The sequence below is a fragment of the Paraeggerthella sp. Marseille-Q4926 genome, assembly GCF_916618935.1.
GTDB classification, from domain to species: Bacteria; Actinomycetota; Coriobacteriia; order Coriobacteriales; family Eggerthellaceae; genus Paraeggerthella; species Paraeggerthella hominis.
Map to the genome: position 1 here is coordinate 414378 of NZ_CAKAKF010000001.1, position 24835 is coordinate 439212.

Below are 24835 nucleotides of genomic sequence, written 5' to 3' on the forward strand. Positions count from 1 at the left end.
ATGGCGAAAGAATACGAACGCGTCACCATCGTGGACCATCCGATGGTGCAGCATAAGCTGTCCATCCTGCGCGACAAGGAAACGTCGTCCAAGCAGTTCCGCGAACTGGTCAAGGAGCTGGCCCTGTTCGAGGGGTACGAAGCTACGCGCGACCTCCCGCTTTCGGAGGTGGAGGTGGAAACGCCCATCTGCACGGCCACCTGCCATGCTATCAGCGGCAAGAAGCTTGCGATCGTTCCCATCCTACGCGCCGGCCTTGGCATGGTCGACGGCGTGCTCGACCTGGTTCCCGCTGCCCGCGTGGGGCATTTGGGCATGTACCGCAACGAGGAGACCCACAAGCCGGTGGCGTATTACGCGAAGCTGCCGGAGGATATCGCCGAGCGCAACGTCATCGTGGTCGATCCCATGCTGGCCACGGGCGGGTCGGCCGCGGCGGCGGTGGAGTACCTGCGCTCCATCGGCGTGACCGGCACCATCAAGGTCATGGTCATCGTGGCCGCGCCGGTCGGCATCGAGTGTCTGCTTGCAGCCGACGACGACGTGCATGTGTTCACGTGCGCCGTCGACGCCGAGCTCAACGAGGCGGCGTACATCGTTCCGGGTCTTGGAGACGCGGGCGACCGCATCTTCGGCACCAAGTAACGTTCCGCCGTCCTGCCGGACGGCGGAACTGCTCGACGCTGCGAAGCGCCGATGCGCCCGACCTCGCCCCTTTTTCGCTTACCCTCACGTGCAAAAGCACGCTCGGCCGCAAAACGGGGCGATCTCGGACACCTCGACGCTTCTCGCTGACTTTGCTGGACCAGGAAGGATGAAAACCATGACCGAGCCGCTCGATCATCGTCCCAGCTGGGACGAGTACTTCATGAAGCTTGCCAACGAGGTGGCAACCCGCACCACGTGCCTGCGTCGCGGGGTGGGGGCCGTCATCGTGAAGGATCGCCGCATCCTGGCCACGGGATACAACGGGGTCCCCACCGGCATGCGCCATTGCGCGGAAACCGGATGCCTGCGCCAGCAGCTCGGCGTTCCCAGCGGGCAGCGCCACGAGATCTGCCGCGGCCTGCATGCCGAGCAGAACGCCATCATCCAGGCTGCTCGCTACGGCATCAACATCACGGGCGCATCCATCTACATCACCACGCAGCCGTGCGTGGTGTGCGCGAAAATGCTCATCAACGCGGGCATCGAAGAGATCGTGTACCAGAATCCGTATCCCGACGAGCTGGCCATGTCCATGCTCGAAGAGGCGGGCATGCAGCTTCGCATTTTCGAAGGCTAAAAGATCCCCGGCGGCTTGAGCTGTCGGGGATCCTCCTCATCTGCGTCTGAAGAATATTCAGTTTCGCCTACCGCTGACGCTTGATTTATGCATTTTTTTAGCCGGTTTATGCTTCCGCCCACCAAAAAATTGTAGGTTTCTGTTACCTTATCGTAAGAGGAGCAGGAAATTCCGTTATCATGCATAGCGGTTTTAATTGGTAGGATGCGCAAGCGTGCGCGTGAGTGGGAAAGCGGGTTATGGTAGGAGCGATTGTTCTGGGGGCGTTGTCGGGAATCGCGGGCTTTTTGCCTTTGATCTTCGGACTTCGTATGACAAAGCGGGTCACCAAAACCAGTAATTTGGGGCACATGGGCATTCTGCTGCTCAGTGTATTCGCTTCGTTCCTCATCTTGTTCGCCACCGTCATGGCCTGCATCGTATTCGCTCGCGAGCTTGTGCTTTCGTTTGCTTTGGCCGAGGTGCTGGCGCTGAGCGTCGCAGCTATCGGCTTCGGTGTGGTGAAGTTGGTCCGGAAGTAGAACGGAAAGGTTAGTTACGTGAATCCACTTGAAATCCTTGCGCAGGATGCTGTCCACCTTCAGCACTCGTTCGACTCGACGTTCGTGTTCGGGGGAGTGACGCAGTACACCCTGTACATGATCCTGTGCTTCATCATCACCCTGGTGGTGGTGCTGACGGTGGGAAGGCGTCTCACGCTGGTTCCCAAGAGCAAGTTCGCCAACATGGTCGAGTACGGCTACGAGTTCGTGAAGAAGGATATGGGCGAGGGCGCTATCGGTCATGGCTACAAGAAGCACCTGCCGTTCCTGGCTACGATGTTCTTCTTCATCTTGATCTGCAACTTCGTGGGCCTTATCCCGGGATCGAAGGCCGCTACCGGATCGATCAGCATCACGTGGGCGCTGGCCGCCATTTCGTTCGTGTACTTCAACTACTGGGGCATCAAGGCTCATGGCGGCTGGGGCTACATCAAGTCCATCGCGCCGTCCGGTCTGCCGAAGGTCATGGTCCCGGTCATCTGGTTCTTCGAGTTCATCTCCCTCGTGCTGCGCGTGCTCACGCTGGCTGTGCGACTCTACGGCAACATGTTCGCCGGTCACATGGTTCTGGGCATCTTCGCGCTGGCTACGAGCGTGTTCATCAGCGCCGGCTTGCAGGGCGACTTCCTGTTCTTCTTGCCGCCGGTCGGCTGGATGGCGCTGCTCATCGCTATGTACGCGCTCGAGGTTCTGGTTGCGTTTCTGCAGGCGTACGTGTTCACCACGCTGTCGGCCGTGTACATCAGCCTGGCAACGAGCGAGCACTAGGCCCGCAAGCCGCCCGTTCGCGCGGCGTTCTCATTCGGTTACTTGGTCGGCCCGGATGGCCGGCTAGGGAATAAAGCAGGAGGTTTCGGGGAGGTCTCGAAACCGTGTAAAAGGAGGAACCAAGTGGAAATCGCTCTCGTACTCTCGGCTCTTAAAGTCGTCGGCTACGGCCTTGGCGCCATCGGCCCTGGCATCGGTATCGGCATCGCCTGCTACGGCTGCTGCGTTGCGACCGCTCGCCAGCCCGAACTGCAGGGTCGTATGTTTACGAACTTCATCATCGGTGCAGCTCTCGCCGAGGCTCTTGCCCTCATCGGCCTTGTTGTCGCCTTCATCATGTAACCAGGCCTTATTCGGAACCAATAGCCGGATACGGGCTCAAAGGAGGTTACGTAGTGAAAGTTAGAGCGAAAAAAGCAACGGCCCTTTCGGGTTCTGCCGTGCTCGCCGCGGGCAGCATGACGTTTGCTTTCCCTGCGCTCGCGTTCGCCAGCGAAGGGGAGAGCGCTGCGGGTATCAGCGCGATTCTGCCGAACATGGTGGAATTCGTCCCGATGCTCATCGCCTTCCTGGTGCTGTGGTTCGTGCTTGCCAAGTTCGGCTGGCCGAAGTTCAACGACATGCTCGAGAAGCGCGAGCAGACCATCAAGGAGTCCCTTGAGAAGTCTGAGCAGGCGCGCATCGAGAGCGAACGCGTGCTGGAAGAGTACAAGTCCCAGCTGGAAGATGCGAAGAGCCAGGCTGCTCAGATCGTTGCCGACGCGAAGAAGACCGGCGAGGCTGTGAAGGCGGACATCACCGCCAAGGCGCAGTCCGAGGCCACCGTCATGATCGAGAAGGCGCATGCCGCCATCGAGGCTGACAAGAAGGCCGCTATCTCCGAGCTTCAGGGTTCGGTCGCCGATCTGTCCGTTGCCGTTGCGTCCCGCCTGATCGGCGAGGATCTGGGCGACGACGAGCATCGTAAGATCATCGAGCGCTACGTGAACGAGGCGGGCAGTTTCAATGCCAACTAACCGCCATGTTCAAAGGGAAAAGGTCGCGACGTATGCGTCGGTCCTCTTGGAGGGCGCGTACGTTGCAGGCGGCCAAGACGCCGTCCTGGAAGTTCGCGACCAAGCTGAGCGCATTGTTCGTATCGTGCGTTCGAACATGGATCTCTCCGATGCCTTGGAGGACAGCTCCTATACGCCCGAGCAGAGGAATGAGCTTGCGCGCAGGGTGTTTGCGCAGGCGAATCCCGTCCTCGTCGATGTTCTGGCCGTTATGGCAGAGCGCGGGGACTTCGCGTTGCTGTCGCGCGTATGGGTTAGCTATGGAGAGGCGCTCGAACGCAAGTTGAACGTCTCCGTCGTCGACGTCACGACCGTCGTCGAACTGGACGATCATCTGCGCGAGGTCATTGTAAAGAAAACGCAAGCCGACCTGGGGACGAACGTGGTGCTGCGAGAGCACATCGACCCGTCTCTGCTCGGCGGCATATTGATGAGTGCAAACGGCAAGCGAATCGACGCCAGCGTCAAGTCGCAGTTGGAAAGCGCTCGCAACGTGCTCAAACTATCAACAGATGGAGGTGAATGCTAGTGACTGAAATCACCGCACAGTCTATTGACGATGCACTGCGCAAGCAGCTTGATGCGTTGAACACGAGCGTCGAATCTCGCGAGGTGGGTACCGTCATCCAGGTGGGCGACGGCATCGCGCGCGTCGACGGCCTGAAAGACGCCATGGCGGGCGAGCTCCTCGAATTCGTGGGTTCCAACGGCCAGACCGTGTACGGTATGGCTCAGAACCTCGAAGAGGACGAAGTCGGCGCCGTGCTGCTTGGTGACGTCACCGCAATCAAGGAAAACGACCAGGTCAAGACCACCGGTCGTATCGTGGAGATCCCGTCGGGCAAGGGTATGCTCGGCCGCGTGGTGAACCCGCTCGGCATGCCTATCGACGGCAAGGGCCCCATCAAGGCCGACGGCATGCGCCCGGTCGAGTTCAAGGCCCCCGGCGTTATTCAGCGCCAGCCCGTTGAGGAGCCGATGCAGACCGGTATCCTGGCTATCGACTCGATGATCCCCGTTGGCCGCGGCCAGCGCGAGCTGATCATCGGCGACCGCCAGACCGGCAAGACGGCCATTGCGGTTGATGCCATCATCAACCAAAAGGGCAAGGACATGATCTGCATCTACGTCGCTATCGGCCAGAAGGCGTCCACGGTCGCCGGCCTGGTGGAGACGCTGGAGCGCCACGGCGCCATGGAGTACACGATCATCGTGAACGCCTCGGCTTCCGACTCCGCTCCGCTGCAGTACATCGCCCCCATGGCGGGTGCCGCCATCGGCGAGTACTTCATGTACAACGGCGAGGACGGCAAGCCGGCTTCCGCCGACAACCCGGGCCGTCACGTGCTGTGCATCTACGACGACCTGTCCAAGCAGGCTGTGGCTTATCGTCAGATGTCGCTGACGCTGCGCCGCCCGCCGGGACGCGAGGCGTACCCGGGCGACATCTTCTACCTGCACTCTCGCTTGCTCGAGCGCGCGGTCAAGATGTCCGACGAGTACGGCGCGGGCTCCCTCACGGCTCTGCCCGTGATCGAGACGCAGGCTGGCGACGTGTCCGCCTACATCCCGACCAACGTCATCTCCATCACCGACGGTCAGATCTTCCTGTCCACCGACCTGTTCTTCCAGGGCCAGCGCCCCGCTGTCAACGTCGGCATTTCCGTGTCGCGCGTTGGTGGTTCCGCGCAGGTCAAGGCTATGAAGCAGGTTGCCGGTACGCTGCGTCTCGACCTGGCCGCCTATCGCGAGCTTCAGGCGTTCACGCAGTTCGGCAGCGACCTGGACAAGGCCACGCTGGACCAGCTGAACCGCGGTGCTCACATGACCGAGCTCTTGAAGCAGGGTCGTTACGTGCCGATGCCCGTCATGGACCAGGCCATCGCCATCTACTCGGGTGCGCGCGGCTACCTTGACGACATCCCGGTGTGCGACGTCGTCCGCTTCCGCGGCGAGCTGCTCGACTACATCCACGCCTCCAAGGCGGAGATCGTCGCGGCTCTCGAGAAGGAGCAGAAGTTCACCGATGCCATCGAAACCGACCTGAACGCTGCGATCGAGGCTTTCAAGCTGCAGTTCGCACCCACGGCTTCCTAAGGCAGGTAGACTATGCCCAACCTTCACGACATAGAACGGCGTATCAGCTCCGTCTCCTCGACGAAGCAGATCACGCGCACCATGGAGATGGTGGCGGCTGCGAAGATCCGTCGCGCCGGAGAGCGCGTCGCGGCTTCCACGCCTTACGCTGACTCCATGGTCGAAATGTTGGCCAACGTTGCCAAGCGTGTAGGTGGCTCTGAAAACGCGCTGCTGCGCAAGCACGACGAGGTCAAGAACGTGCTCGTAGTGGTCGTCGTGTCCGACCGCGGTCTGGCCGGCGGCTTCAACAGCAATGTGCTGCGGCACGTCGATCGCCTCATGAAGGACAAGCAGGCGGCGGGCGCGACCGTCGAGGTCGTCGCCTGCGGCAAGAAGGCCGTCGGGTACTACACCTACCGCAAGGTGCAGCCGGTGCTTTCGTTCGCGGATCTGTCCGCCGATCCTACGGTGGAAGAGGCTGCTTCGGTTGCCACTTTCGCCATCGACGGCTACGTGAACGGTGACATCGACGAGGTTATCGTCGTGTACAACCACGCGAAGAACGCTGCCGAGCAGCAGCTTCGCCAGGAGCTCGTGCTGCCCGTCGACACGGAGAAGCTCAAGGCCGAACTGGCTGACGACGGCGTAGCGGCCGACAGTGAAGCGAAGCCCGAGGGCGACGTGATCTTCGAGCCGAGCGCCGAGGCCGTTCTCGACCAGCTTCTGCCGGCTTACGTGCGCACGACGCTCTACCATGCGCTTATCGACTCGGCTGCTGCCGAGCAGGGCGCGCGTCGCAACGCCATGATGTCGGCGACGGAAAACGCTACCGAAATGGTCGAAACGTTGACCAGACTGTATAACCGCGTACGCCAGGGCGCTATCACGACCGAGATTTCGGAAATCGTCGGTGGCGCAGCGGCTTTGGAGGATTAAATGGCTGAACACATGTTTACTAAGGAGGAGATCGAAGCCAGCAAAGGCGCTACCGGACGCATCGTGCGTATCGTCGGTCCTGTTGTTGACGTCGAATTTCCTCCCGATCAGCTGCCGGCGATTTACAACGCGCTGACGGTTGATGCGAAGACCCCGGCGGGCGAGATCCATCTCGTCCTCGAGGTCGAAACCCACCTGCCGGGCAACCTTGTCCGTTCGGTGGCTATGAGCTCGACGGACGGTCTCGTCCGCGGCGTCGAGGTGACCGATACGGGCCATCCGATCATGATGCCCGTCGGCCCCGAAACGCTTGGTCGCATTTGGAACGTCATGGGCGAGCCCGTCGACGAGAAGCCGATGCCCGAGGTGTCCGGCTACATGCCGATTCACCGTCCGGCACCGGACTACGACGAGCTTTCCACGACGACCGAGATCTTCGAGACCGGCATCAAGGCCATCGACCTGGTCGAGCCCTTCGTCAAGGGCGGCAAGACGGGTCTGTTCGGCGGCGCTGGCGTCGGCAAGACCGTTATCATCCAGGAGCTCATCAACAACCTGGCCCAGGAGCACGGCGGCACGTCGGTCTTCACGGGCGTAGGCGAGCGTACTCGCGAGGGTACCGACCTGTACCTCGAGATGAGCGACTCGGGCGTTATCAACAAGACCTGCCTGGTGTACGGTCAGATGAACGAGCCCCCGGGAGCGCGTCTGCGCGTCGGTCTGGCCGGCCTGACCGAGGCCGAGTACTTCCGCGACCAGGGCCAGGACGTTCTGCTGTTCGTGGACAACATCTTCCGCTTCACGCAGGCCGGTTCCGAAGTGTCCGCACTTCTGGGCCGCATGCCGTCCGCCGTTGGTTACCAGCCCACGCTGGCTACCGAGATGGGCGACCTGCAGGAGCGCATCACGTCCACGTCCACCGGCTCCATCACGTCGGTGCAGGCCGTGTACGTGCCCGCTGACGACTTGACCGACCCCGCGCCGGCCACGACGTTCACGCACCTCGATGCCAAGACGGTTCTGTCCCGTTCGATCTCCGAGCTGGGCATCTACCCGGCTGTCGACCCGCTGGAGTCCACCTCCCGCGCGCTCGACCCGCAGATCGTCGGCGACGAGCACTACCGCGTAGCCGTCGGCATCCAGGAGCTGCTGCAGAACTACAAGGACCTGCAGGACATCATCGCCATCCTTGGTATGGACGAGCTGTCCGAGGACCAGAAGAAGATCGTGAACCGCGCTCGTAAGGCGCAGCAGTTCTTCGGTCAGTGCTTCCACGTGGCCGAGCAGTTCACGGGCCTGCCGGGCAAGTACGTCAAGCTTGAGGACACCATCCGCTCCTTCGCCGCCATTCTCGACGGCGAGTGCGACGAGATCCCCGAGCAGTGCTTCCGCATGAAGGGCTCCATCGAGGACGTGTACGCTGCGTACGAAGCGATGAAGAAGGACGCGTAAATGGCTGGATTCATGTGCGACATCGTGACGCCGGTGGCGAAGCTGGTCTCTGAAGAGGCCGAGTTCGTCGTCGTGCCCGGCGTCGAAGGCGAGATGGGCTTTCTGCGCGGACATGCGCCGCTCGTGTCGGTGCTCGCCGACGGCGTGGCGCGCGTGACGGGAGCCTCTGACAAAGAGGTTAGGCGCTACGCGCTGCAGGGCGGCTACGTGGAGGTTACGGACGATAAGGTTATCGTCTTGGCTGACCGTGCGCTTCCTGTTGCCGAGATCGATGCCGCGCAGGTGCGCGAGCAGCTGGCAGCCATCGAGGCCGAGCTTGCGGGCTTGGCCGAGGGGGATGCCGCCAAAACGACGCTTCATGCCGACAAGGCGTGGTGCGACGTGCAGCTGAAAGCTGTCAGCTAGGTCGCTCAAGGCGAACCTGCGACGTGCGGCTTGAGGTCGCTTGGCAACGCAACGGCTGAAAGCCGCCATCGAAGCAAGACGCAAGCCCCCGATCCGTTAGGGTCGGGGGCTTTTGCATGCGGGGCGGGCCGTGCCCGTGCGATGCGAGGGCGCTCTTCGGCTTGCCCCTTGCGAAAATCCATGGTTTGTTCGAACATCTTTTCGCGCAATGCTGGTATCATGGCTACCAATAAATCCAGCGCATCCCTATCTGATTTGAGGCATAAGCTATGGCATTCGTCCACTTGCACAACCACACCGAATACTCGCTGCTTGACGGCGCGACGCATGTGAAGGACATGGTCAAACGCGCAGCTGAGCTGGGCATGCCTGCCGTGGCGATCTCCGACCACGGCGTGATGTCCGGCGTGCCCGAGCTGTGCGACGCGTGCGACGCGGTCGAGAAGGAAACGGGCATCCGCGTCAAGCCCATCTATGGCTGCGAGGTGTACTTCACAACCGACGAAGAGCTGCGCAAAGACGTCAAGCCGAAGCTCTACCACCTGCTGCTGCTGTCCAAGACCAACGAGGGCTACCATAACCTGCTTCGTCTGGTCAGCGAGTCGCACGTCGACAACTTCTACTACAAGCCGCGCACGACCTTCAGCATGTTGCAGAAGTACGGCAAGGGTATCATCGGCTCGTCCGCCTGTATCGCGGGCATCATCCCCAAGCTGCTCGACAACAACCAGTTCGACGAGGCGCTGGAGTGGGCGCACAAGCTGGCCAGCTGCTTCGATCCGGGCGACTTCTACATCGAGCTGCAGAACCAGGGCATCATGACCGACGCCGGCCTTACGCAGACGCAGCTCAACCATCAGCTGACGAAGCTGGCTCAGGCCGCGGGCCTCAAGACCATCGCCACGAACGACTTCCACTACTTGACGCGCGAGGACGCCCGCGCGCAGGACATCATGCTGTGCATCGGTACGGGCAGCGCCATGAACGATGCGAACCGCATGCGCTTCGAGAACGATCAGTTCTACATGAAGACCGAAGAGGAAATGCGCGAAGCGCTCAAGGACTTCCCCGAGGCGTGCGACAACACGGTGGAGCTGGCGGCCAAGTGCGACGTGGTGCTCGAGCGCGATTCGGTTCTGCCGCGCTTCCCGCTGCCCGAAGGGGAAACCGAGGACAGCTGGTTTCGCACGCGCGTCCAGGAAGGCCTGATCAAGCGCTACGGGGATCCGGTGCCGCAGGAGGCGCAAGAGCGCGCCGACTACGAGATGGGCATCATCATCCAGCAGGGATTCCCGGCGTACTTCCTGATCGTGCAGGAGTACATCGAGTGGGCTCGTAGCCAGGGCATCGGCGTTGGCCCGGGCCGTGGATCGGCCGCAGGCGCCATCGTGGCGTATGCCATGGGCATCACCGACTTGGACCCGCTTTCCAACGGCCTGCTGTTCGAGCGATTCCTTTCGCCCGAACGCGTGGAGATGCCCGATATCGACGTCGACTTCGAGGATGAACGTCGCCAAGAGGTCATCGAGCACATCAAGGAAGTGTACGGCGAGGATCACGTAGCCGGCGTTATCACCTTCGGCAAGCTGCAGGCGAAAAACGCCGTGCGCGACGCCGCGCGCGTGCTGGACTACCCGTACAGCACGGGCGACAAGATCACGAAGATGATCGGCGACGAGCTGGGCATCACCATCGACAAGGCGCTCGAGACAAACCCCGACCTCAAGAAGGCGTACGAGACCGAAGAGGACGTGAAGGCTGTTATCGACGCGGCCAAGTCCATCGAAGGCCACGTGCGCGGCGAGGGCGTGCACGCGTGCGCCACCATCATCTGCCGCGACCCCATGAGCGAGCACGTGCCCATGAAGCGCGATACCAAGGGCGGCGGCATCATCACGCAGTACGACGGTCATTACACGCCTGACCTGGGCTTGCTGAAGATGGACTTCTTGGGCTTGCGCACCCTGGGCGTGCTGTCGCGCGCGTGCCGCAACATCGAGGCGCGCTTCGGCACCAAGGTGATCCCCGAGGAGATCCCCATCGACGACGAGCGCGCGTTCGTGCTCATGCAGTCGGGCAACATGGACGGCTTGTTCCAGGTGGAGGGCGCGCTGTACGTGGGCTTGTTCGCGCGGCTCCCACCGAAGCGCTTCTCGGACATCGTCGCCTCGATCGCGCTCAACCGTCCGGGCCCGTTGGAATCCGGCATGGTGGACGACTACGTGAAGGTGGCAAGCGGCAAGACGCAGATTCACTACTACGACGAGCGTTTGCGCCCCATCTTGGAGGAAACGTACGGCACCATGGTCTACCAAGAGCAGATCATGCAGATCTCCATGGCCATGAGCGGCTTTTCCGCCGGTAAAGCCGACAAGCTGCGCAAGGCAATGGGCAAGAAGAAGCTCGACGTCATGCGCGGGTTGCAGGAAGACTGGAACAACGGCGCGGTGGAGAACGGCTACTCGCTTGAGATCGCCAAGCAGATCTGGGAAGACGCCGAGAAGTTCGCTAAGTACGCGTTCAACAAATCGCACTCGGCCGCATACGCTATCTTGGTTATGCGCACCGCGTATTTGAAGGCGCACTATCCGAACGACTTCATGGCGGCCGTTCTGTCCAGCTACATGGGCAACACCGATCGCTTGATTCGCTATATCTCCAGCTGCAACCACAACGGCACGCCGGTGCTGCCTCCCGACATCAACTCGTCGAACGCCGAGTTCACGCCGGTTGAAGAGGGCATTCGCTTCGGCCTGGTCGGCGTGCGCGGCGTGGGGCGCAACGTTGCCGACGAGATCATCGCCGAGCGCGAGGCGAACGGCCCGTACACGTCGCTGCACGACTTCGTGAACCGTTTGGACGCGAAGTGCTACAACCGAAAGACGCTCGAAGCGCTCATCAAGGGCGGGGCGTTCGATTCGACGGGCTACACGCGCAAGCAGCTCATGTACTTCGTGGACGAGACGCCGCTTCTGGAAAGCGCGTCGAAGCGTCAGAAGGACCGCGAGCGCGGGCAGGTGTCGATGTTCGACCTGTTCGGCGACGACCCCGATTCGGGCTTCGAGGAAGAGGTTCCCGCTCCGGACGGAGTGGAGTGGCCGAAGCGCCAGCTGTTGACGTTCGAGAAGGAGATCATGAAGATCTACGTCTCGGACCATCCGCTGCGTCCGTACGAGAACTACATCGCCCGCATGACGAAGTTCCAACTGGGCGATCTGGCCGAGCGCACGAAGGAGATCAAATCGGCCGTGTTCATCGGCATGATCTCGTCCGTGGTGACGAAGCTGACGAAGCGCGGAACGAAGATGGCCACGTTCTCGTTGGAGGATACGACGGGCCATGTGGAGTGCATCTGCTTCAAGTACGACGAGAATGCCGAGGCGATTCAGGAAGACGCTATCGTCAAGGTGAAGGGCAAGTTCGAGCACAGCGACCGCGGCAACCAGATCATGGCGTTCGAGGTGGAGGCGCTGGAGCTGAGCGAGGACGACGCGCGTCCCTCGCACCTGGAACTGCGCGTGCCGATGGCCGACTTCGACCAGTCGAAGTCCTTGCGGTTAAACCGCATTTTGAAGTCGTATCCCGGTCGCGACGGCGTGGTGCTGTTCGTTCAGCAAAACGACGGGCACAAGTTCCGCGCCGAACTGCCCATAACCGTGGACTCGAACAGCCCCATCATGAAATCGGAGCTGCAAGAGCTGTTCGGCGCGCAGGTGTGGAGGGCGTCGTAAGGCCGCAGAGCGCGTTGCCCAGTCGCTCGGCGGCCCTGGGCTCGCACGGACAGCCCGCTGGGTCGTCCGGCTCGTGCGGAACTCGCTTGACGTGCAGCGTGCCCTGTGGGCCGACTGCGCGGCGGTGATTGACGATTTGGCAAGGGAGGGCGGTTGCGCTTGGTTGTGCAGCCGCCTTCGTTTATGATGGGTGCTATGAATACGACTACTTCTTTCCAACAATCTTGTTCTTCAGAGACCTGCGGTGTGCCCGGTGCGTTCGTGAAGCCCCAGCTCGACCATACGCTGGCGCTGACGCTGTCGTACAACGGCGCTCCGTTTTGCGGGTTTGCCCGCCAGCCGGGCAAGCTGACGGTGCAGGGCAATCTGGAGGAGGCGTTGTGTCTGCTGTTCAGGCGCGACGTGGAAACCACCTGCGCGGGGCGCACCGACTCGGGCGTGCATGCGCTGGGCCAGGTGGTGAGCTTCGACGTGAGCGACGAGGATTTGAACGGGCGGTCGCTCTTCTCGCTGCGCCGGTCGCTGAACGCGCTTACGCACGACGGCATCACCGTGCGCGAGGTAGAGCCCAAAAAGCCTGGGTTCTCGGCTCGATTCGACGCGCGAGCGCGCGAGTACCATTACCATCTGTGCGTGGACAGCACGGCCCCTATCTTCATGAAGGATTTCTCGTGGTTCGTGCCCGGCGGGTTGGACATGTCCGCCATGGAGGCGGGTGCTCGTCATTTGCTGGGGGAGCACGACTTCAAGAGCTTCTGCATGGCGGCTTCCGCGGTGGACAAGCCGACGCATCGCAATGTTCGCGAAATCTCGTTTCATCCCGAAACGTTCATGGGCGAGAACATCATCACCATCAAGGTGGTGGGAAACGCGTTTCTCCATTCCATGGTGCGCACGATCGTGGGCACGCTGGTAACCGTGGGGCGCGGCCAGCGCGATGCCGATTGGGTGGGCGAGGTTCTAGCGGCGTGCGATCGACGTGCGGCGGGGGAGAATGCCCCTGCTCAGGGCCTCGTGTTCTGGCGCGTTATCTACTAAGGAAGTACGGGAACCTTTCAGTCGCAAGGCGGTGCAGCATGTTCGAGAACAAGAAGCCTTCGCCCGCATCGCGCGCTGCCGACGAGGGAAAGGCGCACCGGGCGGTCGATCCCGCTGCGCGGCACGATGCGTTCGCGCGGTTTCGCCGTCTGTACGAAAGCCGCGATGGCGGCCTGTGCGTGTTCGAGGACGAGCACGGCCATCTGGTGGCCGTCGATGCGTCCAAGCTGGTGTAAAACGTAAGGCCCGCCGGTTGTGCTCGGCGGGCCTTACGTTTTTTCGATTCGCTAGGCGGCGGGCTTGTCCGGGATGCTCCGATCCACGAAGTAGATCTTGTACCACATGAGGAACATGTAGACGATCCAGATCTTGCGGGAGCGGTCGGCTCCGGCCTTGTGCTCGTCGAGCAGCTTCACCAGTTCGTCGGTGTTGAAGAACGTGCTTGCAAGCTCGCCGGTGAACCATTCCTTGATCTGGTTGTAGTAGCGCTCCTGGCGCAGCCAGTTCACCACGGGCACGGGGAAGCCCAGCTTCTCCTTCTGCGCCCAGTCCTTCGGGATAGCGCGCTCGGACGCTTCGCGCAGCGTGAGCTTCGTTTGCTCGCCGTTTGCTTTCAGGCGCGTGGGAATGGTGCGCGAAACGTCGAACACCTGCTTGTCCAGGAAGGGCACGCGGCTTTCCAGCGAATGCGCCATCGACATCTTGTCCGTTTTCAGCAAGATGTCGCCTACCAGCCAAAAGTGCAGGTCAACGTATTGCATACGCGTAGTCTCGTCAAGGTTTTCGACCTCGGCGTACACCGGGGCGGTCAACTTCTGCGGCGAGCACGCTTGCACGGGCCGGCGCAGAAGGCGCTCGCGCTCCTCGGGGCTGAAGGCCACGCCGTTCGCGTTGGTGTAGTACCAGTCCTCGACGGTCTCGCTTGCGCGCTCCAGGTAGTTCGCGCCGCGGACGCCCAGCGCCCGTGCGGCTTTCGACGCGCCGCGCAGCAGGCCCTTCGGCGCCCAGGACAGCTTCGCGTTGGCGAACGGGGTCTGGTAGATGCGGTACCCGCCGAAGAACTCGTCGGCTCCTTCGCCCGACAGCACGGCCTTCACCTTTTTAGCGGCCTCTTGATCGACGAAGTAGAGCGCCACGGCGCTCGGATCGGCCGAGGGCTCGTCCATGTGCCATTGCACGCGCGGAAGGCTTGCCCAGTACTCCTCCTCGGAGATGTGCTTCGAGTTGTTCTCGATCTTGAGCTCGTCGGCCAGCTCGCGAGCCCAGGTGATCTCGTCGCGCTCGCCCTCGTATTCGGCGAAGCCTACGGTGAACGTTTTGATGTCCGGGTTTTCCTTGGCCAGGCACGCGGCCATGTAGCTGGAATCGATGCCGGAGGACAGGAACGATCCCACCTCCACGTCCGCCACGTTGTGATAGCGCACCGACTCGCGCATGGCGGCGTCGATGGCGTCCACGGTGTCCTGTCGGCTGCGGCTTTCGTCGAATTCGTAGGTGGGCCGCCAGTAGCGACGCATGGCGATGGAGCCGTCCGCGCGCACGGTCATGCAGTGCGCGGGCGGAAGCTTGAAGATTCCCTTGAAGAACGTCTCGTCCAGAGCCGAGAACTGGAAGCACAGGTACTGCTCAAGCGCCTCTTCGTTGAGCTCGCGCTGGTAGGCGGGATGCTCGAGGATGCATTTGATCTCGGACGCGAAGACGAACCGGCCTTTTTGCACGGTGTAGTAAAGCGGCTTGATGCCGAAGAAATCGCGCGCGCAGAACAGCTCGCGCGTCGTGCGGTTCCAAATGGCGAACGCGAACATGCCGCGCAGGCGGTCGAGCACGCTTTCGCCCCAGGCGAGGTAGCCGGTGAGCAGCACCTCGGTGTCGGAGTTCGTCCTGAACGTCCAGCCTTCGGATTCCAGCTCGGCTCGCAGGTCGCGGTAGTTGTAGATTTCGCCGTTGAACACGATGGCGAAGTCGCCCTTCGCCGCGGCGGCTTCGGGCCCGGCGATGGGGGATCCGTCGCTTGCAAGGGCGGGGGACGTGACGGCGGCGTCATGCTCGGCGGTGGCGCGCACCATGGGCTGGTTGCCCCCCGCAAGGTCGATGAGGGACAAGCGCCGATGCCCGAGCGCGATGCCCTGGTCGAGGTACTGGCCCTCGCCGTCGGGACCGCGATGCGCCATGACGTTGCACATGGCTTTCAGGATGGGCGCGTCAGCCTCGTTCGCCCCGGTGAACCCGCAGATTCCGCACATAGTGAATGCTCCTTCGTTTCGGTACCCGACCATGATAGAGGAAAGCCGGCGTTGTCCCAAGCGCCAGGCGTCCATCACGCCAAAACCGCAGATTTGCCGCGGTGTTCGGGCGCGCCCGGCAAGCAGGCGCTGGCTTGGGAGCGCCGTGGACGGCAGCCGGCTCCGGTCGGGTGCGTTCGGTTCGGATGCGCTATCATGGTGGCCACGTGAAAAGATGGGACGGGCTGCCGATGGTGACGATGGATGGACGGGCAACGGCGAAGGCGACGGAGCATGCCGCACCGCCTGCTCGCGCGCGTATTCTGAACTGCGCGGTGAGGGAGTTTTTGGACAAAGGGTTCGCCGAGGCGTCGCTTCGCTCGATCGCTGCTGCGGCGAGCGTGACCACGGGCGCCATCTACGGGCACTTTTCCAGCAAAGAGGCGTTGTTCGACGCGTTGGTTGGACCTGCGGGAAACGAGCTGTATCGGCGCTACGCAACCATGCAGGAGCAGTTTTACACCTTGCCCGAAGACCGCCAGACCCTTCAAGGCATGCAGGGGTTCGAGCAGGTCCTGATCCATGACATGCTGGACTACGTGTACGATCATCAAGATGAGTTCGTGCTGATTCTGACAAAAGCGGCGGGTACGGCATGGGAGGGATATCTTGACAGGTTCGTCGAGCTTGAGCGGGAGAGCACCCATCGCTACGTTCGCATGATGCGCGCACGCGGGAAGACCATCGCGGACATCGAGCCTGCTACGGCGCGCATTCTGGCAAGCATGTTCTTCCGGGGCTATTTCGAACCGCTTGTCGGCGGCATGAAGCGCGACGAAGCGCATGCCTTCATCGCGTCGCTCGAGCGGTTCTTCCACGCGGGCTACGTCGAGCTCATTGCGACGCGCGAACTTGGGTAGAGGGTTGGTTCCAGATCCAGAAAAGACGAAAGCCCGCAAGAGGGGGGACCTTGCGGGCTTCGCTGCGATGGCTGGCCAGACGAGAGAAAACCACCATCGCTCGGTAAAGCAAAGAGGAGAAGTCGTCAAAGGGAGCGTCGATGCTTTTTCGGGAATCAGGAAAGGCATCACCTTCATTTGACATTTGTTAGTTTAGGCTAACTTTTAGGAAAAGTCGAGCGGCGGCTTTCAATAGGCGAGGGATTCACCGTTTCTTCACAAGTGCGCTGCGCGCGAAAGGAAGCGGGGATGGACGGCGGGCTTTCTGCTGCGGCGTGCATGCTGGCTGGGGCGCCCGCAAAACGAGCGAGGGTCGAAGATCGGACGGAACGAAGAGGCTCAAATTCTAGTAGCGTTGCCATATAACAGTGTTATACTCCTGAAAGTAAACCATAGATAACTTTTAGGAAAGGGGCTGTGTATGGACGTTGGGAACGAGGCCGCAGCGGGCGGTGCGGTTTCGACCGAGCATCATGCCTCGAAGGCGTCGAGCGAGCGCAAGGGCGGCCTGCAGGGGTCGAACCCGATTTCCCTGCTGCTTGACTGGGCTGGCGGCGTGAATCGAGCGCGCTTTGCGCTATCGGTGGTGTTGGCGGTAGTGGGCGTGGCCGGTAGCATCGTGCCGTACTACGCTGCCGGCCAGATGATCGTGGGCGTGCTGGGCGGCGTGCGCGAGTTCGGCTTCTACCTTGGCTGGTGCGGCGTGGCCGCCGCGGGCTATGCGCTGCATATCGTGTTCCACTACGCCTCGACCACGGTGTCGCACGTTTCGGCGTTCTCTACCATCTCGATGATTCGTCGTCGGATAGCCGATAAGCTGACGCGCGTGCCGTTGGGCTACGTGTTGGACACTCCTTCGGGCAAGCTCAAGAACATCATGGTGGAGAAAACCGACAGCATAGAGCCCACGCTTGCCCATCTTGTCCCGGAGATGACGTCGAACCTGCTTGTTCCGTTGGCGGTGGTCGTGTTCATGTTCGTGCTCGATTGGCGCATGGCGCTTGTGGCGCTGATTACGCTGCCGGTCGGGCTTGTGGGATACCTGGGCATGATGAAGGATTATGCCGTGTGGTACAACAAAACGGTCAAGGCGGGGGAGGATATGAACTCGGCATCGGTCGAGTACGTTAACGGCATCGAGGTGATCAAGGCTTTCGGGCAATCGGCCAGCTCGTACGAGAAGTTCTCCCAGGCGGTGGACCGCTACTCTCGCTCGTTCATCGATTGGATGAGCCACGTGCAGGTATTCCAAGACCTGGGCCTTTCCATTTGGCCGGCCACGCTGGTGACGGTTCTGCCGGTGGGTTGCCTGTTCGTTATGCAGGGCACGCTCGATCCGGCGACGTTCGTCGTGCTGGCGGTGCTGTCGCTGTCCATTTTCCCGCCTTTGTACGCGGCCATGAACTTCATCGATACGCTTGCGCAAATCGGCACCGTGGTCGAACAGATTTCCTCGGTTGTCTACCAGCCCGAACAGCGTCGTCGCGACACGCCCGCACGTGTGGAGGGCTCCCGTATCGAGCTTGACGACGTGCGGTTCTCCTACGGTCGCGAAGAGGTGATACGCGGAGCGAGCCTGGTTATCGAACCGGCGCAGGTGACGGCGCTCGTTGGGCCGTCGGGTTCGGGGAAGTCGACGCTCGCGCGCCTGATTGCGGGCTTTTGGGATGCGGGCGAAGGACGGGTTGCAATAGGCGGCGCGCGGATCAACGACATGACGGCTTCCCAGTTGAGCGGGTGCGTTTCGTTTGTCGAGCAGGACAGCTACCTGTTCGACGATACGGTCATGAACAACATTCGCAGGGGACGGCCGGGCGCGACCGATGCGGACGTGGTGGCCGTGGCGAAAGCGAGCGGATGCCATGAGTTCATCGAGGGCCTTGAGAACGGCTACGAAACCGTGGTCGGCGGTGCGGGCGGCCACTTGTCGGGCGGCGAACGCCAGCGCATCGCCATTGCGCGCGCGATGCTCAAGGATGCGCCGGTGGTCATTCTCGATGAAGCGACGGCGTATACGGATCCCGAAAACGAAGCCGTCATCGAGCAAGCGGTAGGCCAGCTTGTGGCGGGCAAGACTCTCGTTGTTGTGGCGCACCGGCTTTCGACTATCGTCGACGCAGACAAAATCGTGGTGGTAAACGATGGGCGCATCGAGGCCGAGGGAACGCATGCCCAGCTCATGGAATCATGTGCGCTGTACGCCGGCATGTACAACGCGCATATCGACGCCAAAGACGCAACGCTTGCCGAGTCGGACAAGGGAGATCAGCATGTTGTCAACGTTTAAGAAGTACTTCGCCTTCGGGGGCAGCTACGTTGCCTACCTGAAGCGCGGAATGGTGTGGTCGGTGCTCAACTCGTTCTTCGAAGCATGGCAGATGATGGCGCTTGCCGTGGTGCTGCTCGCGTTGGCGGACGGAGCCGTGACGGAGTCCACGCTGTGGACGTCGCTGCTCATCATGCTGGGGAGCATCGTCGGATGCTTCGTCACGATGCATTTCAAGAGCAGGAATTTCTGCAAGGGGAACTTCTCCATGACGGGCGAGAAGCGTACGCAGATCGGCGATCGCATGCGCTACCTTCCCATGGGCTACTTCAACGAGAACAGCCTGGGCGACATCGCGTCGACCATGACCAACACGCTCGACGACGTGCAGAACGCGGGCGGCCAGGTGTACATGAACGTCATTTCGGGATTTGTGTTCTCGGCGATCGTCGCGGTGATGCTGGTGTTCTTCGATTGGCGCCTTGGGCTGGTGGTCGTGGCCACGATTGCTGTTTTTCTGCTGGTCAACGCCTGGATGCAGCGCGCGGCGCGCAACGTGTCCGGCCGACGCGTGGCGGCTCAGAGCGCTATCGTGGGCGCTGTTTTGGAATACGTTCAGGGAATGAGCGTGGTGCGCGCGTTTTCGCTGACGGGGGACGCGGAGCGGCGCCTTGACGCGGCTATCTCCGAATGCGAGCGCATGAACGTGGCGATAGAGCTGCGCTTCATGGGGTTCGCCATTTTGCAGGCGCTGGTAACGAAGACGTCAAGCGTGGCGATGTGCCTGGCATCCGCGTGGTTCTGGATTCAGGGAACCATGGATGCAGGCGTGTGCCTAGTGGCCATCGTCGCGTCGTTCATGGTGTACGGGAAGCTGGAAGCCTCGGGCTTGTTCGCCAGCCTGCTGCGCCAGATCGACATTTGCATGGACAAGGTGAACAACATGATAGCCACGCCGGCCATGAGCGAAGGCGCGGGCGTCTCGTGCGCGCGCAACCTTGACATCGAGGTGCAGGACGTTTCGTTCGGGTACGGCGATCGTACGGTGATCGACCGGGTCTCCCTGGCCATTCCTCAGAACACCACGTGCGCCATCGTGGGGCCGTCGGGGTCGGGCAAGACCACGCTCACCCAGTTGATCGCACGATTCTGGGATGTTGACCAGGGGCGCATCACGCTTGGCGGCACCGATGTGCGCGATTGGAAGGTGGACGACCTGCTTGCCAATTTCTCGATGGTGTTTCAGGGCGTGTACCTGTTCGACGATACCGTCGAGAACAACATCAGGTTCGGTCGCCCGAACGCCTCGCGCGCGGAGGTCGAGGAGGCTGCTCGGAAAGCATGCTGCCACGAGTTCATCGAGAAGCTGCCCCAGGGGTACGAGACGCGTCTGGGGGAGGGCGGCGCTACCGTGTCGGGCGGCGAGCGGCAGCGCATCTCCATTGCGCGCGCCATCTTGAAGGACGCTCCCATTGTCATCTTGGACGAGGCTACGGCCAACGTGGACCCGGAGAACGAGCGCGACTTGCAACGGGCGGTGGAAGCGCTCACGCGCAACAGGACCGTTATCATGATCGCCCATCGGTTGAAGACCGTTCGCAATGCCGATCAGATCATCGTGCTTGACCGGGGACGTGTTGCGCAGCGCGGTACGCACGACGAGCTGATTCGCCAGCGGGGCATCTACGCCGACTTCGTGGGCATGCGCGAGAAGGCGATCGGCTGGAAGCTGGGCAGCGCGTCGAGCGGCGTGCCTGCGGCTGCTTCGGGCTCGTAGCGCACGGCGGGAGGCGGTCGGCCGTGCTCGCTACCGAATACGGGCTTGTGCGCGAAGACGGCGCAGCGGACGCCCGCGCGAAGACGCTGTCTTCGCAATTTGCTCGAAGCGCGGTGGACGTTGTCGTGCCTTTAGCCCCCGACCTAGGGTCGGGTTACTATCGGCGTCTATCCCCGTGCTCGGGGATAGACGTGTACGTGGGCGATGTGACGTTTCGCGAAGACGTCGCCTTGGTTGAGCGCGCAGTGCGCGAGACGTTCTCGCTCACCTTCTGTCTTTCGGGCGAACTCGAGTGGCGGAAGGTGGGCGAGCGCGGCGGGGTGCGACTCGAGCGCGGCGATTGCTGCGTGTACCGCAACGGCGCATTCGCGTTCGAGAACCGCTACGAGGCGAGCAGGCGTTCGTTCGGCATGGGGATAGACCTGCATCCCGGTCGATTCGGGTCGGTGATGCGCCGTCTTGCGGACAGAGGCTTCGTCGCCGATTGTCGAGAACCGTCTTCTTGCGTGAAGAAGGTTCGGCCTTCGCGTTCGATCGAGCCTCTCGTGCACGATCTTCTGAGCTGTTCGTACTCCCACGATCTGAAGGCGCTGTATCTTGAGGGGAAGGTGCTCGAGATCGTTTCGGCGCTTCTGAGCGAGGTTGTGCCCGAAGCAGGATCGGACGGCGGTGCGTGCAGGCCGGCGTTGGCCGAGGTCGACGCTTTGGAACGCGTGCGCCGCGCGTTGGACGAGCGGTGCTTCGAGCATGTTTCCGTTGCCGAGTTGGCCAAGCTGTCGCTCATGAGCGAATCACGGCTTCGCAGCGAGTTCAAGTTGCGTTACGGGACGTCCGTCCATCAGTACCTGCTGGACCGGCGCATGGTTCGAGCGTGCGAACTGCTTGAACGCGGTTACCGGGTCAAGGACTCCGCCGCGATGGCGGGATACAGCAACATCAGCCACTTCGGCGACCAGTTCAAGCGAAGGTGCGGCATGACGCCGGGCGAGTACGCTCGGCGCTTCCGGGAATAACCTGTCGTTTCAAGCGTTTCGGAGTACGGAAAAAGCGTTTTCGGGGAGAAACGAGGAGGCCCTTTCGTTATTGTTAGTTTTAGTTAACTAACAAGCGGCACGTCCGCGTATCGACGATAGGAGAATGCGATGGAGAGCGCGACGCAGGAAAAGAAAAAACTTGGAATCAAGGACTTCGCCCTCATGGGCATTTTCGGGGCGGTCATGTTCGCCCTGGCCATGGTTCTTATGATGGTGACCGGCGTGACCCCTGTCGTGTACCTGTTCTACCCGGCCGTGTTCGCGTTCGCAAGCGGCCCGCTTTTCATGCTTGTCGCGGTGAAGGTGCGCACGTTCGGGGCGTTTCTCGTTCCGTCGGCGGTCATGGGGGTTCTCCTGGGGCTCATGGGGGCTCAGACGCTGCTGATTACCGTGATCGTATTCGGCCTGATTGCCGAGGCCATAGCCAATTCCGGCTCGTATCGCGACTTCAAGCGCATAGCGATTGCGTACGTCGTGCTCATGCTGGGATTCTACGCAGGGGACATCGCTCCTATCTACGTATTCACCGATTGGTACATCCAGCAGGCGACCGGCGGAGCTGCCGGCGTTGACATGACGTACCTCAACGAACTGATCGGTACCGCGAAAAGCTGGTTGGGAATCGCGTCGGTCATCGCTTGCGTCGTTGGCGCTGCGGCGGGAGTGGTTGTCGGGCGCAAGATACTGAGGAAGCACTTCGTAAAGGCCGGCTTGGTGTAGCCGCTCGTCCAAAAGGGCGATTGCGGAATCCCGAAGATAGGAGCGTTTGGTGGGTCAGTCTTTCGTCTTGGCGAGCCCCGCCTGCATCAGGTACATCGATCCGCGCGTGAAGCTCGTGCACGTTGCGATTGCCGGTGTTTTGCTGTTCGTGGTGCGGTCTACCGGGGGAATCTTGCTCAGCGATGCGTTCATGGTCGTCGCGCTGCTGTTCTTCGGATTGTACGGCTGCGCCGCGAGGCTGATTGCCGTTACGGGCGCGTTGCTGGCGGCTTCGCTTCTGCTTGCGAGCGTTCCCGGTGCGGTTGCGGCTGCGGCGGGCATGTCCGTTTTCATATTCTTCAAGTTCACGCCCCTTGCCGGCGTGTACTTCATGATGACGAAAAGCGTCAGCCCGAGCGAATTGGCGAACGCGCTCGAACGGCTCAGGCTGCCGCGCGCCCTTACCATCACGCTTGCCGTGACGCTTCGCTTCCTTCCCACGATCGGGCAGGAAGTGGGGGCCATGCGCGACTCTATGAGGATACGCAACATTCCCTTGACGGTTCTCAACGTGCTCAAAGCTCCCTTGACCATGATGGAGTTCGTTATGGTTCCTCTTATGATGCGGTTCGTCAAGGTGGCCGAGGAGCTTGCTGCCGCGGCTTGCGTACGCGGTATCGAACGTCCGGGCGTCAGGGGATCCCTGCTTGAGATGCGGCTGCGTTTCAGGGATTTCGCGTACCTTGGTGCGGTGGTGGGTTGCGCTGCGTTTCTAGCATGCTTCGAAAGCAGGATGATTTCATGAACATCGTTGAAATGGAGCACGTGAGCTTTTCCTATCAAGGTGCGCAGGGCGCAGCCTTGCACGATGTTGCCCTATCGGTTCGCGAAGGCGAGTTCGTGCTGGCCACCGGACGCAGCGGATGCGGAAAAACCACGCTTACGCGGCTGATGAACGGCTTGATCCCTCATTTCTTCCCGGGCAACCTGTCGGGCAAGGTGTTGGTGGGGGGAAGGGACGTACGCCAGCTTGCCACGTACGAATTGGCCGCCACGGTAGGGTCGGTGTTCCAGGATCCTCGATCGCAGTTCTTTACGACGAACACGGTGTCCGAGGTGGCGTTTGGCTGCGAGAACCTGGGCTTACCTTCCGACAGGATCGCATCGCAGGTCGAGGGTGCCTTCGCCGATTTCGCCATCGAGCATTTGAGGAACCGGAGCATCTTCGATCTTTCAAGCGGCGAGAAGCAGAAGGTGGCGCTTGCGTCTACGTACGCAATGGAGCCCAACCTGTTCGTCCTTGACGAGCCGTCCGCCAATCTTGACGTTCGGGCTACGCTCATGTTGGCCGACGTTTTGGCGGAACTGAAGAGGCGCGGGCGCACCGTCGTGGTGTCTGAGCATCGCCTGTACTACCTTATGGAGCTTGCCGATCGAGTGGTGTTCATGGAGGATGGGAGGATCGTGGACCAATGGACGCCCTCCCGGGCTCGTTCCCTTTCGCGGGACGAGCTGATGCGTCGTGGGCTTCGATTGTTCGATCTTGACGATGTGGCGCCTGCGCGCGCTGATTCGGCAGCGGCGGACGGCAGGGCGGGGCGTGCGGCGGGCGATGACGGCGCCGCGCCTGCATCTGCGGATCGGCGGGTGCAGGCGGATGTGCCCGTGTCGCCGCTTTTGCACGTGCGCGACGTGCGGCTGTCTTTTGGCGAGCGCGCTGTGTTGTGCGGCGTAAAATTCGATGCAGGAGGGCATGCGGGCGCCCGCTGCGCGCAGCGGGCGGAGGTTATCGGCATAACCGGGCCCAACGGGGCGGGAAAGACCACGCTCGCGCGTTGCCTTTGCGGTCTTTCGCGCCGCTGCCGCGGAACTGTAGAGCTTGACGGGCGCATGCTTCGTCGCCGGGCGCGCTCCCGCTCGATGTACTTCGTCATGCAAGATGCGGATTACCAACTGTTCACCGAAAGCGTCGAGGACGAGTTGCGCCTTGGCAACGAGGACGACGGGACCCTTGACGAACGGGTGCGCGACGTGCTTGAGCGGTTGGGGATGGCGTCGCTGCGAGGCGTTCATCCGATGGCGCTTTCGGGCGGGCAGAAGCAGCGCGTGACCATTGCATCCGCCGCTGTGAGCCCCGCGCGCGTTCTGCTTTTCGACGAACCGACAAGCGGGCTTGACGGCCACAGCATGCGCAGCGTGTGCGATATCGTGCGCGACCTTGCTTCTCGGGGGCGGCTCGTGTTCGTAATCTCCCATGATCTCGAGTTTTTGGCGGGAGCGTGCGATCGGATCATCCACGTGCGCGACGGGGAAGTGACCGACGACTTTCTTCTGGTTGGACAAAACGTCGCTCGGCTTCGGTCATTGCTGTTTCGTGGCGCCTCTGCTTGATCGGGCGCGGAAGATTCGGCGCGTCGTGCGACGAGCACCGAGTTTTGCTGCGGCCGATAGTGATAGAGATGACTTGCGCGCAAAAACCTGCCCTCGCTGGCAGGTTTTTGCGTTTAGGGGTCGTTGAGTCGGGCGTTGTTTCGGGCGTCGCTTCGCTTGCTTTTCGTTTTGCCTGGTCACGAAGCTGGGCTGCTGC

At 61.7% G+C, this 24835-nt stretch carries 22 protein-coding genes; 21 read left to right on the forward strand and 1 reads right to left on the reverse strand.

All coding sequences use genetic code 11. The features are described 5' to 3' along the window. The 14 genes from upp to LG373_RS01755 all read left to right on the forward strand — a co-directional run bounded on the left by upp (position 1) and on the right by LG373_RS01755 (position 13527). Positions 1-645, forward strand: coding sequence for a uracil phosphoribosyltransferase (gene upp, locus LG373_RS01690; protein ID WP_114566793.1), 645 nt, complete (start codon positions 1-3; stop codon positions 643-645). Positions 646-823: 178 nt separating this feature from the next. After that, complete coding sequence (locus LG373_RS01695) at positions 824-1285, forward strand: cytidine/deoxycytidylate deaminase family protein (protein WP_114566794.1); 462 nt, start codon at positions 824-826, stop codon at positions 1283-1285. 239 nt (positions 1286-1524) lie between these two features. Further along, positions 1525-1806 carry a hypothetical protein gene (locus tag LG373_RS01700; RefSeq protein ID WP_114566795.1) on the forward strand — a complete coding sequence of 94 codons (282 nt, stop codon included), beginning with the start codon at positions 1525-1527 and terminating at the stop codon, positions 1804-1806. 18 nt (positions 1807-1824) lie between these two features. Then, complete coding sequence (gene atpB / locus LG373_RS01705; RefSeq protein WP_114566796.1) at positions 1825-2595, forward strand: F0F1 ATP synthase subunit A; 771 nt, start codon at positions 1825-1827, stop codon at positions 2593-2595. Between the two features lie 123 nt (positions 2596-2718). Continuing rightward, a complete protein-coding gene (gene atpE / locus LG373_RS01710; RefSeq protein WP_114566797.1) occupies positions 2719-2937 on the forward strand; it encodes an ATP synthase F0 subunit C in 219 nt (72 codons plus the stop codon). 116 nt (positions 2938-3053) lie between these two features. Continuing rightward, positions 3054-3611 (forward strand): F0F1 ATP synthase subunit B, encoded by a 558-nt coding sequence (gene atpF, locus LG373_RS01715; protein ID WP_253288144.1) that lies wholly within the window; start codon positions 3054-3056, stop codon positions 3609-3611. Beyond that, positions 3601-4179 carry an ATP synthase F1 subunit delta gene (gene atpH, locus LG373_RS01720; RefSeq protein WP_114566799.1) on the forward strand — a complete coding sequence of 193 codons (579 nt, stop codon included), beginning with the start codon at positions 3601-3603 and terminating at the stop codon, positions 4177-4179. Before atpF ends, atpH begins: the two co-directional genes overlap by 11 nt. Beyond that, positions 4173-5747: a F0F1 ATP synthase subunit alpha gene (gene atpA / locus LG373_RS01725; protein ID WP_181792552.1), complete on the forward strand. Its 1575-nt coding sequence runs from the start codon at positions 4173-4175 to the stop codon at positions 5745-5747. The genes atpH and atpA overlap by 7 nt, the downstream gene beginning before the upstream one ends. Before the next feature lie 12 nt (positions 5748-5759). Beyond that, positions 5760-6665 (forward strand): ATP synthase F1 subunit gamma, encoded by a 906-nt coding sequence (gene atpG, locus LG373_RS01730; RefSeq protein ID WP_114566801.1) that lies wholly within the window; start codon positions 5760-5762, stop codon positions 6663-6665. Positions 6666-6677: 12 nt separating this feature from the next. Beyond that, entirely contained in the window at positions 6678-8117 is a 1440-nt protein-coding gene (atpD, locus tag LG373_RS01735; protein WP_369412403.1) for a F0F1 ATP synthase subunit beta, read from the forward strand. Next, positions 8118-8522: an ATP synthase F1 subunit epsilon gene (atpC, locus tag LG373_RS01740; protein ID WP_225748808.1), complete on the forward strand. Its 405-nt coding sequence runs from the start codon at positions 8118-8120 to the stop codon at positions 8520-8522. It begins immediately after the preceding gene. Positions 8523-8791: 269 nt separating this feature from the next. Continuing rightward, positions 8792-12253, forward strand: a complete 3462-nt coding sequence (gene dnaE, locus LG373_RS01745) for a DNA polymerase III subunit alpha (RefSeq protein WP_114566804.1) — start codon at positions 8792-8794, stop codon at positions 12251-12253. A gap of 246 nt (positions 12254-12499) precedes the next feature. Further along, positions 12500-13291 carry a tRNA pseudouridine(38-40) synthase TruA gene (gene truA, locus LG373_RS01750; protein ID WP_225748809.1) on the forward strand — a complete coding sequence of 264 codons (792 nt, stop codon included), beginning with the start codon at positions 12500-12502 and terminating at the stop codon, positions 13289-13291. A gap of 38 nt (positions 13292-13329) precedes the next feature. Further along, entirely contained in the window at positions 13330-13527 is a 198-nt protein-coding gene (locus LG373_RS01755) for a hypothetical protein (RefSeq protein ID WP_225748810.1), read from the forward strand. Between the two features lie 51 nt (positions 13528-13578). On the opposite strand, the gene asnB is transcribed toward LG373_RS01755, so the two are convergent. Further along, complete coding sequence (gene asnB / locus LG373_RS01760; protein ID WP_225748811.1) at positions 13579-15534, reverse strand: asparagine synthase (glutamine-hydrolyzing); 1956 nt, start codon at positions 15532-15534, stop codon at positions 13579-13581. Between the two features lie 206 nt (positions 15535-15740). Here asnB and LG373_RS12225 point away from each other — a divergent pair, with 206 nt between their 5' ends. The 7 genes from LG373_RS12225 (at position 15741) to LG373_RS01795 (ending at position 24639) form a co-directional block, all read left to right on the forward strand. Further along, complete coding sequence (locus tag LG373_RS12225) at positions 15741-16433, forward strand: TetR/AcrR family transcriptional regulator (protein ID WP_305072021.1); 693 nt, start codon at positions 15741-15743, stop codon at positions 16431-16433. Positions 16434-16893: 460 nt separating this feature from the next. After that, on the forward strand, positions 16894-18759 hold the full coding sequence (locus LG373_RS01770) for an ABC transporter ATP-binding protein (RefSeq protein WP_114566808.1): 1866 nt from the start codon (positions 16894-16896) through the stop codon (positions 18757-18759). After that, the gene (locus tag LG373_RS01775) at positions 18743-20515 is read left to right on the forward strand and encodes an ABC transporter ATP-binding protein (RefSeq protein ID WP_225748812.1); all 1773 of its coding nucleotides are present in this window, start codon (positions 18743-18745) and stop codon (positions 20513-20515) included. The genes LG373_RS01770 and LG373_RS01775 overlap by 17 nt, the downstream gene beginning before the upstream one ends. Positions 20516-20538: 23 nt before the next feature. After that, positions 20539-21528 carry an AraC family transcriptional regulator gene (locus LG373_RS01780; RefSeq protein WP_216528877.1) on the forward strand — a complete coding sequence of 330 codons (990 nt, stop codon included), beginning with the start codon at positions 20539-20541 and terminating at the stop codon, positions 21526-21528. Positions 21529-21657: 129 nt separating this feature from the next. After that, the gene (locus tag LG373_RS01785) at positions 21658-22269 is read left to right on the forward strand and encodes an MptD family putative ECF transporter S component (protein WP_114566811.1); all 612 of its coding nucleotides are present in this window, start codon (positions 21658-21660) and stop codon (positions 22267-22269) included. A gap of 49 nt (positions 22270-22318) precedes the next feature. Further along, positions 22319-23053, forward strand: coding sequence for an energy-coupling factor transporter transmembrane component T (locus tag LG373_RS01790; RefSeq protein ID WP_225748813.1), 735 nt, complete (start codon positions 22319-22321; stop codon positions 23051-23053). Then, positions 23050-24639 (forward strand): ABC transporter ATP-binding protein, encoded by a 1590-nt coding sequence (locus LG373_RS01795; protein WP_225748814.1) that lies wholly within the window; start codon positions 23050-23052, stop codon positions 24637-24639. The genes LG373_RS01790 and LG373_RS01795 overlap by 4 nt, the downstream gene beginning before the upstream one ends. Positions 24640-24835 lie beyond the last annotated feature (196 nt).

Bases quoted from the DNA above. Each gene is read 5' to 3' on its own strand.
- upp (WP_114566793.1), top strand. From the start codon at position 1: ATGGCGAAAGAATACGAACGCGTCACCATCGTGGACCATCCGATGGTG.
- LG373_RS01695 (WP_114566794.1), top strand. From the start codon at position 824: ATGACCGAGCCGCTCGATCATCGTCCCAGCTGGGACGAGTACTTCATG.
- LG373_RS01700 (WP_114566795.1), top strand. From the start codon at position 1,525: ATGGTAGGAGCGATTGTTCTGGGGGCGTTGTCGGGAATCGCGGGCTTT.
- atpF (WP_253288144.1), top strand. From the start codon at position 3,054: ATGACGTTTGCTTTCCCTGCGCTCGCGTTCGCCAGCGAAGGGGAGAGC.
- atpH (WP_114566799.1), top strand. From the start codon at position 3,601: ATGCCAACTAACCGCCATGTTCAAAGGGAAAAGGTCGCGACGTATGCG.
- atpA (WP_181792552.1), top strand. From the start codon at position 4,173: ATGCTAGTGACTGAAATCACCGCACAGTCTATTGACGATGCACTGCGC.
- atpG (WP_114566801.1), top strand. From the start codon at position 5,760: ATGCCCAACCTTCACGACATAGAACGGCGTATCAGCTCCGTCTCCTCG.
- atpD (WP_369412403.1), top strand. From the start codon at position 6,678: ATGTTTACTAAGGAGGAGATCGAAGCCAGCAAAGGCGCTACCGGACGC.
- atpC (WP_225748808.1), top strand. From the start codon at position 8,118: ATGGCTGGATTCATGTGCGACATCGTGACGCCGGTGGCGAAGCTGGTC.
- dnaE (WP_114566804.1), top strand. From the start codon at position 8,792: ATGGCATTCGTCCACTTGCACAACCACACCGAATACTCGCTGCTTGAC.
- LG373_RS01755 (WP_225748810.1), top strand. From the start codon at position 13,330: ATGTTCGAGAACAAGAAGCCTTCGCCCGCATCGCGCGCTGCCGACGAG.
- asnB (WP_225748811.1), bottom strand. From the start codon at position 15,534: ATGTGCGGAATCTGCGGGTTCACCGGGGCGAACGAGGCTGACGCGCCC.
- LG373_RS01770 (WP_114566808.1), top strand. From the start codon at position 16,894: ATGGACGTTGGGAACGAGGCCGCAGCGGGCGGTGCGGTTTCGACCGAG.
- LG373_RS01775 (WP_225748812.1), top strand. From the start codon at position 18,743: ATGTTGTCAACGTTTAAGAAGTACTTCGCCTTCGGGGGCAGCTACGTT.
- LG373_RS01785 (WP_114566811.1), top strand. From the start codon at position 21,658: ATGGAGAGCGCGACGCAGGAAAAGAAAAAACTTGGAATCAAGGACTTC.
- LG373_RS01795 (WP_225748814.1), top strand. From the start codon at position 23,050: ATGAACATCGTTGAAATGGAGCACGTGAGCTTTTCCTATCAAGGTGCG.